The organism is Acetobacter indonesiensis (genome assembly GCF_000963945.1).
Taxonomy (GTDB): domain Bacteria; phylum Pseudomonadota; class Alphaproteobacteria; order Acetobacterales; family Acetobacteraceae; genus Acetobacter; species Acetobacter indonesiensis.
Genome location: NZ_BAMW01000045.1, coordinates 259,046 through 272,407 on the forward strand (window position 1 = coordinate 259,046; position 13,362 = coordinate 272,407).

General features: G+C 49.9%; 12 protein-coding genes. 1 reads left to right on the top strand and 11 read right to left on the bottom strand.

The features are described from left to right. Positions 1-103: 103 nt before the first annotated feature. Together Abin_RS11440 and Abin_RS11445 are read right to left on the bottom strand one after the other, a co-directional pair. Complete coding sequence (locus Abin_RS11440; RefSeq protein WP_048846971.1) at positions 104-1,378, bottom strand: NAD(P)/FAD-dependent oxidoreductase; 1,275 nt, start codon at positions 1,376-1,378, stop codon at positions 104-106. After that, a complete protein-coding gene (locus Abin_RS11445; protein WP_084593602.1) occupies positions 1,375-2,808 on the bottom strand; it encodes an aldehyde dehydrogenase family protein in 1,434 nt (477 codons plus the stop codon). The genes Abin_RS11440 and Abin_RS11445 overlap by 4 nt, the downstream gene beginning before the upstream one ends. Positions 2,809-2,897: 89 nt before the next feature. Between Abin_RS11445 and Abin_RS11450 the strand changes: the two genes are divergently transcribed. Beyond that, entirely contained in the window at positions 2,898-3,497 is a 600-nt protein-coding gene (locus Abin_RS11450; RefSeq protein ID WP_048846972.1) for a thioredoxin domain-containing protein, read from the top strand. On the opposite strand, the gene Abin_RS15895 is transcribed toward Abin_RS11450, so the two are convergent. The 9 genes from Abin_RS15895 to Abin_RS11495 form a co-directional block, all read right to left on the bottom strand. Beyond that, the gene (locus Abin_RS15895) at positions 3,494-3,661 is read right to left on the bottom strand and encodes a hypothetical protein (protein ID WP_255319275.1); all 168 of its coding nucleotides are present in this window, start codon (positions 3,659-3,661) and stop codon (positions 3,494-3,496) included. The two genes, Abin_RS11450 and Abin_RS15895, sit on opposite strands and share 4 nt — an antisense overlap. A 313-nt stretch (positions 3,662-3,974) precedes the next feature. Continuing rightward, positions 3,975-4,448: a c-type cytochrome gene (locus Abin_RS11460; RefSeq protein ID WP_048846974.1), complete on the bottom strand. Its 474-nt coding sequence runs from the start codon at positions 4,446-4,448 to the stop codon at positions 3,975-3,977. Continuing rightward, on the bottom strand, positions 4,445-5,053 hold the full coding sequence (gene mauA / locus Abin_RS11465) for a methylamine dehydrogenase (amicyanin) small subunit (RefSeq protein ID WP_048846975.1): 609 nt from the start codon (positions 5,051-5,053) through the stop codon (positions 4,445-4,447). The genes Abin_RS11460 and mauA overlap by 4 nt, the downstream gene beginning before the upstream one ends. Further along, positions 5,040-5,633 carry a redoxin family protein gene (locus Abin_RS11470; protein WP_048846976.1) on the bottom strand — a complete coding sequence of 198 codons (594 nt, stop codon included), beginning with the start codon at positions 5,631-5,633 and terminating at the stop codon, positions 5,040-5,042. Before Abin_RS11470 ends, mauA begins: the two co-directional genes overlap by 14 nt. Continuing rightward, positions 5,633-6,151: a MauE/DoxX family redox-associated membrane protein gene (locus tag Abin_RS11475; RefSeq protein WP_048846977.1), complete on the bottom strand. Its 519-nt coding sequence runs from the start codon at positions 6,149-6,151 to the stop codon at positions 5,633-5,635. The genes Abin_RS11470 and Abin_RS11475 overlap by 1 nt, the downstream gene beginning before the upstream one ends. A 2-nt stretch (positions 6,152-6,153) precedes the next feature. Continuing rightward, positions 6,154-7,359 (bottom strand): amine dehydrogenase large subunit, encoded by a 1,206-nt coding sequence (locus Abin_RS11480; protein ID WP_052948216.1) that lies wholly within the window; start codon positions 7,357-7,359, stop codon positions 6,154-6,156. Positions 7,360-7,427: 68 nt separating this feature from the next. After that, the gene (locus Abin_RS11485) at positions 7,428-8,801 is read right to left on the bottom strand and encodes an amino acid permease (RefSeq protein WP_255319276.1); all 1,374 of its coding nucleotides are present in this window, start codon (positions 8,799-8,801) and stop codon (positions 7,428-7,430) included. Next, on the bottom strand, positions 8,798-10,810 hold the full coding sequence (locus Abin_RS11490) for a flavin monoamine oxidase family protein (protein ID WP_048846981.1): 2,013 nt from the start codon (positions 10,808-10,810) through the stop codon (positions 8,798-8,800). The genes Abin_RS11485 and Abin_RS11490 overlap by 4 nt, the downstream gene beginning before the upstream one ends. 4 nt (positions 10,811-10,814) lie before the next feature. Continuing rightward, entirely contained in the window at positions 10,815-13,211 is a 2,397-nt protein-coding gene (locus Abin_RS11495) for a TonB-dependent receptor (protein WP_255319277.1), read from the bottom strand. Positions 13,212-13,362 lie beyond the last annotated feature (151 nt).

Genomic DNA, 13,362 nt, shown 5'->3' on the forward strand with positions numbered 1-13,362 from the left:
CTTAGAAAATGAAATTTTTATGAAATAAGAATGGAAATCATGAATGGAGAAATTTCAAATAGACTTCATCCTTAATTATATAGGCTGTTTATTTGAGGCATTATCAAGAATCCCATCCTATCTTATCCGCTACTCGTCCCCATGCAATCCGGCCCGCAACCCCCATTTTCCATGCAAAATGTCCTGCAATAGGCTTCACTGACGTGGTCGGAAATAAGGGAGCCTCCTGCCCCATTATAGAATGAGCTATATTCTTTCCCATCACAGTTGCCATAGCAACGCCACGCCCATTGTACCCCACGCATGCGATCAGTCCGGGCTCTGGTTCATGCCAGTGTGGATAGTGGTCAAGGGTCACTGCTAATTGGCCATTCCAACCATGGCTCCACCCTACAGTTTTCAAGGCGGGCCATAAATGAAGGGCTCTTTGCATTAAATAAGGAAAAGCCGAGGCACCATTTAGAGCGTGGGAGTAAGATCTTCCTCCCATCAGAAGGCGTCTTTGCGTGTCAACACGATAATATGTGGTGATCTGACCAAGCTCATAAAGCACTTCATGTTGGTTCAATATCTGTTCGGCCAGACCATCCGGCAACGGGGTGCTGGCCACAATACCGCTGAAGACGGGCACAACAGATCTACGCAATTTATCCCAACTGTGGTCGGTATAGCCATTTGTTGCAAAAACAACCTGTTCTGCAACAACTACGCCATCATGCGTCTGCACATGCCATTTATTGTTCTCTCGTTTGAAGGAAAGCACGCGTGTCTCACCGTAAAGCAAAGCGCCAGCCTGTACCGCAGCCTGTGCAAGACCCCGTGTATAAGACAAAGGATCAAGTTGTCCCCCTCGCCTGTCTAACATCCCGGCGGAATAGGTTGAATTCCCCGTGCGGGCCTGCATTTCATCAGGCTCCAACCACTCAACCGGCCAACCGCGAGCTAGACATTCTTCGGTAAGTTTACGTAGAGCGGGTAATTGAGCTGGAGCCGTAGCCGCACGGATTGTCCCACCATTTTGCGCATCACACTGAATGTTATGTTTCTGGATAAGATCAAAAACAACGGCGGGTGCATTCCATGCTGCTTCAACCAGTTTTGGGCCTAGAATAGGCCCAAAATCCTTTTCAACATCAGAGGGTAATGGTTTTAACCCGGGATTAACCTGCCCGCCATTGCGTCCTGATGCTCCCCAACCTGGCTGTTGGGCTTCTAAAACCACCGTAGATCGACCACTCTCTGCAAGATGAAGAGCCATTGAAAGACCCGTTATGCCGCCACCAATAATAACAACATCTGCATGCTTTTCTCCCCTTAATGAAGGGTAGGCAGTGCCCGGACCATTATCAGCAGCATACAGGCTACCAATCCTTCTCATTCTGCGGCACCAAAACCGATAATTGCTTTGATTTCCAGAAAGTCAGTTAGCCCAAAGTCACTGCATTCCCGACCGTTTCCAGATTGGCCGTATCCACCAAATGGTGCTGCCACAGTCCACGCGGCTCCATTGATATTTACATTCCCGGCCCGCAGACGGCGCGCAACAGAGCGGGCATGCGTCAAATCACCAGATTGAACATAGGCAGCCAAACCGTAAGGCGTATCGTTGGCAATCGCGATGGCATGGTTTTCGTCATCATATGCTAAAATTGACAGGACCGGCCCAAATATTTCTTCACGCGAAATAGTCATTTGCGGTTCGACATTGCCAAATACTGTCGGCTTTACATAATATCCGGTCTCAAGCCCCTCAGGTTTCCCTAAGCCACCAGTCACGAGTGTTGCGCCCTCTTCAATCCCTTTACTTATAAGGGCCTGAATGCGTTCAAACTGAATGTTGCTGACGACTGGGCCAAGTTGCGTGTTTTCATCCGTGGGGGAACCAAGTTTAAACGTTTCAGCCATTTCCTTCGCAATGGCCATGGCCTGTTCCATTTTTTCACGCGGTACAAGCATACGAGTGGGCGCATCACAAGACTGTCCGGAATTACTGAAGCAGCCTTTAACACCCCGCTTTACGGCATCTTCAAAATCAGCATCAGGAAGAATAATGTTTGGTGACTTTCCTCCAAGTTCCTGATGCACTCGTTTGATCGTATCAGCCGCTAATTTAGCAACCGCTGCACCGGCTCGTGTTGACCCTGTAATTGACACCATATCAATATCAGGGTGACGGGCTATTGCTTCACCAACCCCAGGTCCGTCACCATTTACCATATTATAGACACCGGCGGGTAACCCTGCTTCGTCAATAATTTCGCTAAAAACTAAAGCGCTAAGCGGTGCAACTTCGCTTGGTTTCATAACAAGAGTACATCCAGCGGCCAATGCAGGTGCCACTTTGCACATGATCTGGTTCATCGGCCAGTTCCACGGCGTTATCAGCCCCGCAATCCCTACTGGCTCCCGCGTGATGAGCATATCTCCCCGTGGCTCATCAAACACGTAACGCTTCAACGTAGAGATCATTTCTTCCAGATGAGCCATGCCTGCCCAAGTCTGACTGTCCCGTGCACGGGCAATCGGTGAGCCCATTTCCAAAGAAATTGCCTGAGCCATATCTTCTGAGCGTTTTTTATAGACTGTCAGAATACGTTCCAACATGGACAGGCGTTCTTCGCGTGAGGTAATGGACCACGCAGGAAATGCTTTCCGTGCCGATGCTACAGCTCTGTTCACATCTTCAGCGTTTCCAAGCGCAATAGTGGCGCAGACCGTTTCAGTAGCCGGGTTGATGACATCCAATGTTGCCGTGCTAACTGGCGCAATCCATTTTCCATCATAATAAAACTGCAAAGCATGTGACATGGTAAGTCTTTTCCTCATAAAAAAATATTGGGATCGACCATACGATAATTTGTTGCGATAGTGATGCGAACAACAAGGACTGAAGAAGAATGACAGCTTTGATTCTGGCGCAGGCTGCGCTTTGGGGCACGGTGCTTTTGACTGTCGCTGTGGTACTGTTGTTGCTTCAACGGGTTAGAGCATTGTATCGCAAAATTGCGCCTTTGGGGGCGTTGTCGCCAGTTCAGCCGACCACCAGCATGCTGGACACCCATAATCTGGTCACGCTTGCTGGAAACGAAATCAGTATTGGCGGGACCAGAGGAAACGGACGAAAGCTGCTTCTTCTGTTTGTCTCTGGAACGTGCCTCGTGTCGCAGAAAATGGCCTCGATCACGCAGGATTTCTGTAAACGGGAAAACCTCGACCTGTTTTTTGTCGGCGATGATACCCCGGCCGCTCAACAAGCCGCTTTGCATACTTTGGGAATTGAAGCGTCCAGCATGATCAATACCACCAGTATTGGTAAAATCCTGGGGGTTGATCGGGTTCCTTTTGCCGTATTGCTTGCCGCTGACGGGACGGTTGAAGCGCGCGGGCTTGTTAATAACCGAGAACACCTGGAAAGCTTGTTGAGCGTCATGGAAACCGGGCATAGCTCTATTCAGTCCTACCTTGACGCCCATCCTCATGCTCTTTCACCCTCTTAACGGGGGCATTGCGCTGCGGCGCGCGATAGAACTTCGGCCCGTAACGCCAGCAGATTAGTCGTGGTTATAGGCTGAGCCCGTAGGGTATGTATCTCTGCTGCTGTAAACGGTTTCGTGCCAGCAGGTGTGCTCTTTCCGCCCATACGGAAAAGAACAAAATTCATGACATCCGCTAGCTCCTGATCATCACGGATCAAGGACATGGAAACCCCGGGAACACGCCCAATATAAGCCCTGCCCTCTGTCGAGCACGTAAACGTACCTACATGATCGCGGAGTAACGGAACGAAGGTTCGTGTCGATATCCCCTCAATACCATGGCACCCGCCGCAGTGAGTAAGGTAGTTGGTTGTTGCGTGGTCAAGGAGAGCCGCATCTGATGTGCAGGGGAAAACCCCGCACACCAAAGCTGTAAGACCTGTTAGTGCCCGTTTTTTTAACAAGCACGCTAGGGGTGATAGTTGGGAGAAAATAGTCTTACGGAATAGGATGTGCAGCATTCAAAGCATTCCGTTCAGCCTGTATTTCTGAACCTTTTTTCGGAGTTGAACGTGCCGCTTTAATGTCATCCGCTGTGATGGTCGGTGTCGGCTTGCTGTCGCTCAGGGAAGCCACGTAAGTCAGAACGGCAGCAATGTCATCATCAGACAGGGCTTTCAGTGACGGCATGAAACCGGCATAGCTGACACCGCCAGCCTGAATGGGGCCGTGCAGTCCATTGAGGACAACATCTGCCAGATATTTTTTCCCTTCCGGGGTCGCTGCAATTTTATCAATCCGGCCTTTCAGCACTGGAAACTGGCCTGGCATCCCTGCCCCACCGGCCTGATGGCAGACAGAGCAGTTGGCGTTATAGACCGCAGCACCATCTGATGCTGCATTGGCAGAGCCCGCCAGAACCTGGGCTACAGCCGCTACGCCAGCAAGAAGAAGAAGGCTACGTTTAATCATGATGCATTTCCAACAATTACAGATGTAGAACAATTATAGATTAGCGCACCTGTGCCAAAACACCAGATGATATCGTTATTCGCCTGCGGTCGATAACTTGGTTGATCACCTTCTGTGCCAAGGCACATGGGCTGGCTACACGCATCCTGCCCACAACAATCTCGATACGCAACAAGGTAGGATTGGCCATCACCGGGGTTAAAACACGTCCCAATCCAAGACGTTGGGGAGGGACTTGTACCCGGCGGGCAGCTATGAACACCCCCGCCGCAAGACGCGCAGAGATAGCCATCAATGGCGCAATAACGCCAGTAGTTGCAGGCTGTAGGGTCTTTCGTTTGCGCCTCAGCAGCGAAAGGCGTCGGTGCTTTGAATTTCGGTGCTGGTTTTGAAGGTGTCGCGGCAGATGCCCGCATGACAGGTAACGTCGGCACCAATGCGCCGAATGTTGCCCAAGCGCCTGCACGCCCCAGCAGGCTACGCCGAGAACTGCGACTGGCGACATGCCTTGTCAGACGTTCGACTGCACGATCAAGTAGATTGCGTGACTGCGATTCTTTTTCACCACTCGTGTTTGCACGCGCAGACACATCAGACAGCAGCATGGAGTGACTCCTTTATTTGGGGTAAGCGTGCCTGCGGCAGCGTAGCAACAAGAGTTTCAATTTCGCGGCGGTTACTGGCGACATCCCGTGCAGTAATTACACCGTCTTGGCTTAGCACTACTATGGTCGGAAGACGGCCAATTTGCATCAGCAACAGCAACTCATTACTGATTAAAAGCGGCACGCCATTCAGTGCAGTCCGGTTAGCCATAGCCACAAGAGCAGCAACCTCTCCCTCACCAACGAGAACAAGATCAATGTTGTTTGCCTGTGTAACAGATTGAGCAAACGGCAATGCGCGTTTGCATACTGGACAATCTGCAGACACAAACATTAGCAGCATAGGTCTGCCACCAGGGTTCGTCCCACCAATGCGGAAGGGGGTATCCTGCACAGTTCGGGCTGTAAGCTGGGGAATAGCTTGCCCAACCTGTAAGCCAGCCAGGACAGGTTGTAACCCTATAGGAGCCAACCGTTCGTGCAGTACACCTATTTGGCGTGCCAACACAAAAACAGCCAGACCTAATGCCAGAATACAAACTGTTAGAAAAAGGGTTGAGACAGTCAGAACTGTAAGCATCAGCCCCGAACCTCGTTACCAGTAAGGGAGATTGTCGCGACAGAAAGCAGAAGAAGGGTAACACCAACCAACAAGCCTTCAGCGCACAATATGAGTGATGTGGGCTGTCCGCACAATCCAACCATGAAAACCAGAAACGCCAGAAAAATGTTACGGCCTACTGACGCCCACGACAGATGGCTTTCAACGCCGGGAATACATCCGCAAGCCAGATTAGAACGGCCCCGCCCAACATTGATCCCCATTGCTACAGCGAAAAGCAGGAGTAAGGTCGCCGACACACACCCAGCAAAGGCTGCTGCGGCACCAGAAAACAGCCAAATGCCTAACACACATTCAACTATAATGATGGAATAAGCAGCCGGGAATGCCGCACCAAGCGGTAAAAGCCGATACGCTGCAATATCTGATGCAAATTTGGGTACATCAGCCGCTTTTCCTAGGCCAGTGAATAAAAACAATGCGCCAAAAGCACCACTGCCTATTGCCCCACCCATTTGTAACGGAAGGCTTTGCATCCTCATTCACCCAAGGCAACGGTAAAATAAAGATCATCACCCAAGTGCGGCATCTTATGAATCTGCTTGCCGGTTTTCATGTCCCAAATGAACAAATCGCCAGCATTATCATTGGTGAAAAGCAGTGGCTTGTCATCTTGTGTAACCCCAACCATGCTTGCTGGAACAGGCAGCTTGATACGGCGGATTAGTTTATGACTAGCTGTATCAAGTTCCCAAATTTCAGTGCCGGGCTTTTTATGCGTCCAGAATGTACCTTCATGCATGAGTACAAACAAATGGCCGCTCGCATAATGAAGCGCGGATAATTGCCACCCGCCAGGACGCCATGTTTTGGCAAAGGGGGCTTCCGCTGCGGGCGCTTTTTTCATGCCTGCGGCTTCCTGTATGGACCATGCAGGTTCAATTTTACTGTCGGCAGAAAGCGCTGTCGGATAAACAAGGCCACTATAGGAGATAAACCATGTCTTTCCATCGGAACGACGTGTGGGGCTATGTTCAAAAACGGCGTCTTTTTCAGGGTCAAAAAAAGGCTTGGTATGGGTGACATCTGCCTTGCCGGATTTCAGACTGACGTTGGCCAGACCACCATCCGCACAGATTGACGTGAAACCGTCATTCCCCCAAGGGTAAGCAAGCGCACACCCAGGCAGATCGACAGTCTGGCTGACTTTGTGTGTCGCTGTGTCAATGACATGCACAGCATTGGTTGGCACCATGGAAAAAATATAGACCCTGCTGCCATCCTGATTAATAGCGAGATCATTTTTCTTGGGTGTAACCAAGGCTCGACCGGGCAAAACCTCATCATTCGTAATTGTTAACGTCTGCGGATCATAGGCGGGAAGAAGATCAAGTCGATCTCCCCGATTACCACGAGACCAAACTGTTTCGGCAACGTAGAAGGCCCGCCCTTTGGGGTCTTGAACCACGTTGGCATTATAGGCTGCCTGTACCATTCCCAGCAGTTTGCCTTGATCAGCATCGACAACGTAAATTCGACCATCTTTGGCATGTGTGCCTGCTGTATCCTGCACCAGAATACGATGCGGCGTTACAGGAGAAAGCTTGATAATATCGCTTTCTTCCTCCTGCACTACAGGTTCATCTGCCCACGCTTTAACTGAGGCCACAGAGGACGCCCCGAGGGCCAGCACACCCAGCATAAGAGCCGCCTTGCCGGAGCGAAAAGCTGTGGAATAACGCATAAAGTCAAACTCCTTGCCTAATAGGGCAGATAAACAAGCGGACCGGCCACTGTGTTGAAAAAAGTGTTTCATTCTTTGAAGCCGGATGCAACGCCATTGATACGAAGTTTTATCAATCCGCCCAAAGTAATCAAAATCAGCGCAACAACACCTGTTGCCAGCTCGTTCCGTGTTTCAGGTTTGATCACCATTGCCAGCAACGCACCAGCAAGAAGCAGCAATGCCAACCACCCTTTCCATGCGGCTGTCTGATAGAGTTTCAGGCGGGCGCAGACAATCATCATATTGTAAAACATGATGAATGCGCCGGTGGTCGCAACCAGAAAAGCAAAAACAATACCCGGCGAAAAGATAGCCGTTGCTGATACCAAAAGAGCAACCCCGGCACTGGCCAGTACAGCACGACGGGGTAAATGAGCATTGGGTGCCATGGCGCACAGTATAGAGGGAGCATCGCCTCGTTGCGCCATTTCATAAACAACACGCGACGTCGCATACAGCCCTGAATTGAGGGTAGAGAGCGTGGCTGATAAAATAACAATGCTCATACCCATACTGGCATAGGGAATATGAAATTGATCAAGAACCATAAGGAAGGGCGAAAAGCCCCGCACATTCTCTGACCATGGAAAAAGACACAGCACGAGAAGGATAGACGTCAGGTAAAAAACCAGTAGTCGAAGTGCAACTGTACGAGTTATTTTTGCAATATTCTGATCAGGATTTTCTGATTCCAGTGCAGCAATAGTCGCAATCTCGCTGCCGGTCATGGAAAAGAGAACGGTGGGAATGGCTGCCAGAAAAGCAATGCCTCCCAAAGGCAAAAATCCGCCATGCCCGAAAATATTATCATGAACAGGAATGGGATGTGTGCCCAACAAATAGCACCCAACACCGACGAATAGACAGATTGCTGCAACCTTAATCATGGCAAACCAGTATTCAAATTCACCATAATTTCTGACGGATAGCAGATTGATACCTGTCATAATGCTCAGGATAATAATCTCAATAACGCTATATGGAAGAGGAACGTAAGGTACCAAAAGGGAAGCAGAGGCAATGACTTCAACACCCAAAGTGGTAACCCATACTACCCAGTAAACCCATCCAGCCACAAAGCCGGGTAAAGGCCCCAGAGCATATCTGATCTGGCTGATAAAAGATCCTCGGCCAGGCGCATGCAACGCAATATCACGAAGCATCATATTCACCAGAAAGACGATAAGGCCGGACAGAACGTATGAAAGCAGAACGCTGGGGCCAGCGGTCAGAATTGCGCCGGACGACCCAATAAACAGCCCCGCGCCAATGACCCCTCCAAGAGAAATCATGGTAATGTGTCGAGGACGCAAACTTTGTGCAAGTTGCGGGTTTTTCGGATCAATAGCTTCGATACCAGAGGGGGGCAGTATCGTAGATTGATTACGATGCCCTGTCACAGGGTACTAGCCCCTGGTGTTGCGGACACAAACGGGAAGGTCTGTCGTGCCAACAACTCCGTGACCGCTCGATGGGCTTGCTCAAAAGCCGCATCCGTATGTGGACTGGCACCAGAATCAGAATTGGCGATTGCAATCCGCCCAAAAGGTTTACGCGCCTTTACGCATGGACGTTCCGATGTTTCAGTAAAAACCCAATCAAGAGGGTCGTAAAGGCTATTGTAAGTGTAGGCATATCCATGCGGCCAACGGTTAACCGTAATCGCGGCAATATCGGTATCTGCATTAAAACCGCCACTACCAAGGATACGCTGCAACTGCTGCCGCACTTCTTGTTCAAACTGTTCAAAAGTAAGGCCTAACAAAATGGCTCTACCCGCGCGATGCTGATCCCGTTTTGAAAGCCCCGGCACCCCGAAGGTTTTTATCAGCCGCACAACAATCGGAGCGCTAGGGTCTGTCGGCGCTTTCAATTTTCCCAATGATACCGGTTCTGCCAGTTGAACTTCCTCAAAAAACATTCCCGGACATAAAATCTCTGACACTCCGAGTTGCTTGAAAGCCTGCCAGTTTTTTATAGCAACATTCACATAGGCGATTGGCCCCTTCACAGCGTAACCGAGCGCATCCTTCTGGTCTTTTGGTAAGCTGGGGACCATGTATGGAATAATCATATTCCAGCAGGCCAAAACCACTTGGCGACCTTTAACTTTGCTCAACTGTTTGGGAGAAGCGTCCCCGGCCGGAGCGCATATCACAGAGACTGTTTCGGCTTGATCGACTGGCCCATCATGGCTGACGTTCAGGGCAAGAGTGCTGAGGCGAATGCGAACAGGTTGTTCTTTCTGGTCCAGCTTTGTGTAATTGAAATCTGCCAGCCCCATATCATCTTGTGAACGGGCGTTGGTGGCATCGGGAATTAAATGAGACACAAGAAGACGGGCGAGCGTTGCATTTCCATCTGGGAAATGAACGGTTTTTTCTGAATCTTTTTGCCGACCATGCTGCCCGCCCTGAAGGTCTGACAAGAGACCCTCTGGTATTTCACCCAAGCCTAAGCCAGAAAACCCCGGATAACCCATGATCCACGCAAAAAGAGCAGGTAGAGCATCTGCCCCAACACAAAATACGCCTGAACCAGATTTCTGGAAGATAGCCACCGCAGAGGCGTCAATTTGTGCAATTTTCTTAAGATAGTCGGTATAGGAAATACTGGCTAATTTTCTCTTTTTCTCGGCAACATTCAGGGCTGGCATATAATCGGGTTGGGCGTGGCCAATAAGTCTTACGAGATCATTTTTGGCTTTTTCTGAAAGCGGCGCTTTTTGAAGGGCTGAGGCAGACAGAAACCGCCAAGACTGCTCCTGACCTGATCCCCGTTTGGGCATTAGGTAATCATGACCCCATGTTTCTTTATTAAAGAACAGTCCGGATTTAAGGCCGAGGTTTTCGTAAGCTTTTTCTGTTTTTGTATTTTCTTTTTCATAGGTGTTAAGATCGATACCTATGTCAGATAAAATGATTGAGGCCCATTGGTTATACCGTTGAGGCGATTCAATCTCCAAGGTGCCGCCATTTAGAACCAGTTCATGACCATCAACTGAAAACTGGTTTCTCTTGGCATGGCCGCCAAAATCATCATGATTTTCTATGATAAGAACGGTCTTATCTACCCCCGCATATTTGCGGAAAAAATGTGCAGCCGCTAGTCCGCTTAAACCGCCACCGACGACAACCAAGTCATAAACTTCGCCAGTGTCCTGTATGTTTTTTGTGTGTAGGACGTGATCTCTTAAAGCGTGTGCGGCTTCAAAAGCACCGGGATGGCTTCCACGCATACCAGTAAGCATTGGGGGCAGCACGCTTGGATTTGTTACGGAAGGCGCTGCCGAAGCCACATGGGCTTCGGTAGAGGCCATCGCTATAGCTGATAGCAACACTCCACCAACAAAATCACGGCGCGTAATCGACGCTGTTTCTAAAGTTTCTGGACGCTTGCTATCAGCCATAGATTTAAAACTCCGCGCTAACCGTTCCAAAGAACTCACGGACAGCACCACGTTCGAGCGACTGATAATCTCCTGACATAGGGTTCCCGTTCTGGCCCATCATGGAAATATATTTTGAATTAAAGAGGTTGTAGACATTGAAATCGACAGAAAGATTTTTAGCAAACCCGACTTTGCCGAAATTATACCGTGCACCGGTGCTTGCCAGCCAGTAACCGGGCACGGATGTGTCGTTCACATAACTGAAGTAACGCTTAGAGTAATAATGCACATCAAAATGCGTTTCCAATCCTTTCCAGCGATAGGAAAGATTGGCTTTATACATAAATTGAGGGAAATTTACGATCTTCTTCCCTTTTGTATAATAAATACCGTCAGATGTTGTTATATTTCCACCGTAAGTTGAATGGTTGTAGCTAACGCTATTATAGATAGCTAATCCCTTGATTGGTGTCAGCGTTACCGCCGCATCCACACCGTTGGTGTGTACAGTTGTTGGTACAACTGTATTCACAGGTGCCAGGATTGTGCCTTCTGTTGCAGTCTGAAGACGATTTCTCGCATCAGCATGATAGCCGGCAAGGCTCGCCTGAATCAGCTTGTCCGTGTAGCGATAGCCAACAGCGTAAACCCAGTCTTTTTCTGGAGAGAGGTTTTTCTGTAGCTTACGGAACGTATCCTGATCCTGCACGGACCATGGGGACTGGCCAACACCGTTTGCGGTAACCTGATAGGTGCGCATATTTTCAGCGAGATCGAAATAAAACTCATGATGCTGAAGAAAACGATAACTTGCCCCCACATGCGGCAAAAATGCGCTGGCCGCCGTCATACCACCGTTGGGCAGAGCATCTACCCCAGTGTAATCCGGATTATTGTAGTTTGCACCACCTGACGTTGTTGCCAGCATGGATTTAAACCCTGCCGTAATACGCAAATTGGTTATTGGCCGCCAAGTATCCTGCAAATGGTATGTGAAGTTGTTTGTGCGCCAGCTAAAGCCATACCCCTGCCTGAAAGCCGCACCATACACATTATACGGACCAACAGTTTTAAGCGGAGCCCCCTGCCCTAGCAGCGGTTCATTGTACCAAAACAACCCCGCGTCCTGATTGTTATTTTCATACCAGACGCCGGTATCAATGTTGTGATTGGCAATCTTGTAAAGAAAACTGGTGGTAAAACCATAACGCTCCTGCCGGTTCTGCCAGACTTCTTCTGAAAGTGGAGCACCCGTTCCCTCAGAAGGCACAGATGCATCCGAGTAAGTGTAATACCCTGTCTGGCTGGTACCGTAGAGCGTTGAACGCCACCGTAGATTATCTGTCAGCGCCAGATCAAAATTCAGGCCGCCTGTATAATCAACTTCGTGTTGGCCGCCGTCATACAGGTAGGGAGAGTCACCATTGGCGTCAATTGCATCTGTCGTTGGTAGAGAAATATTGCCTGCAGCGTAATTATAAGCCAACCCATAATTGGGATAGAGATGTGGAGTGCGCCATCCCAGACCATCCAGCATGGCGAGGGACGTATCCCAGTATCCCCATTCCTGCAGGTCGCTCCAGTTGAAGAACGCCTTCATGACGCTTTCATTACCAATGGGTTGAACAAGTTTTGCATCGACCTGCTGCTGAAACTGCGATCCTCCGCCAGCCCAAAGTCCCTCGTCTGACCGGGAATAAGCTGTCATAAACTTGGTGCCGGTGTTATTCAGCTTGCCACTGTCTAGACGTGCGTAGGTCCGGTAAGAGCTATAGCTGCCAAACCCCTGTGAAACCTTGCCACCCAACTTGTCCTTTGGGTCCCCGGTTTCAAACTGCATAGTGCCACCCAGCGTGGATGTTGAAGGCACAGCCACGCCACCAGGGCCTTCCGAAACAATGGTACGCTCAATATCATCTGAAATGGCGGCCTGAACGACGTTATAGCCGTTTGTGCTCTGATAGGTCATATCATTCAAGGGGATGCCATCAAGCGTGGCACCAAGCTGATCCATAAAGAAGCCGCGCACATAAATGCTGGCCCCCCAGATATCCAGCCCCATCGGGTCAGTTGAACTGAAACTGACACCTGGCAACCGATCGACAGCTTTCAGAACAGATGTGCCCGGGGTGAACTGTTCCATAACGGCTTTTGAAACCACATTATCAGCACCACGCGACACACTTCGATGCGAACTGACCTCCAAAGCCTCGCTGCCACCCTGAACAGGGCCATGTTCACGGTGGCGGGCAACCGGAGCCGTCCTTGCTGGAGAGCGAGACGGTGCCCGCGTTCCCGCATGCCTTGGGCCGGGAGCCACATGCAGACTACGTGTAGGATGCACACCATGATGTGGCAAAGTATTGGACGATGTTGCAGCACTGTTCGTTGCTGCCTGCACGCCGTCGGGAACAAACATGGCGGGCACTGTCAAAGCTGAAAATGACAATACACAGCGAAGAGGCAGTTTGCGGCACGCAGCGGCCAAGTCTGCGGGTTTTGTTATTCTGCTCACTTATGTTTCTTCCACTTTTGAAAGCCTGGCGGCAGGGTTGAGACGTTATCGCATG

What these genes read in the sequence shown, in the direction of transcription:
- Abin_RS15895 (WP_255319275.1), bottom strand. Translation starts at nt 3,661, where the DNA reads ATGAATTTTGTTCTTTTCCGTATGGGCGGAAAGAGCACACCTGCTGGC.
- Abin_RS11475 (WP_048846977.1), bottom strand. Translation starts at nt 6,151, where the DNA reads ATGCAAAGCCTTCCGTTACAAATGGGTGGGGCAATAGGCAGTGGTGCT.
- Abin_RS11460 (WP_048846974.1), bottom strand. Translation starts at nt 4,448, where the DNA reads ATGATTAAACGTAGCCTTCTTCTTCTTGCTGGCGTAGCGGCTGTAGCC.
- Abin_RS11445 (WP_084593602.1), bottom strand. Translation starts at nt 2,808, where the DNA reads ATGTCACATGCTTTGCAGTTTTATTATGATGGAAAATGGATTGCGCCA.
- Abin_RS11495 (WP_255319277.1), bottom strand. Translation starts at nt 13,211, where the DNA reads ATGTTTGTTCCCGACGGCGTGCAGGCAGCAACGAACAGTGCTGCAACA.
- Abin_RS11470 (WP_048846976.1), bottom strand. Translation starts at nt 5,633, where the DNA reads ATGCTTACAGTTCTGACTGTCTCAACCCTTTTTCTAACAGTTTGTATT.
- mauA (WP_048846975.1), bottom strand. Translation starts at nt 5,053, where the DNA reads ATGCTGCTGTCTGATGTGTCTGCGCGTGCAAACACGAGTGGTGAAAAA.
- Abin_RS11480 (WP_052948216.1), bottom strand. Translation starts at nt 7,359, where the DNA reads ATGCGTTATTCCACAGCTTTTCGCTCCGGCAAGGCGGCTCTTATGCTG.
- Abin_RS11450 (WP_048846972.1), top strand. Translation starts at nt 2,898, where the DNA reads ATGACAGCTTTGATTCTGGCGCAGGCTGCGCTTTGGGGCACGGTGCTT.
- Abin_RS11440 (WP_048846971.1), bottom strand. Translation starts at nt 1,378, where the DNA reads ATGAGAAGGATTGGTAGCCTGTATGCTGCTGATAATGGTCCGGGCACT.
- Abin_RS11490 (WP_048846981.1), bottom strand. Translation starts at nt 10,810, where the DNA reads ATGGCTGATAGCAAGCGTCCAGAAACTTTAGAAACAGCGTCGATTACG.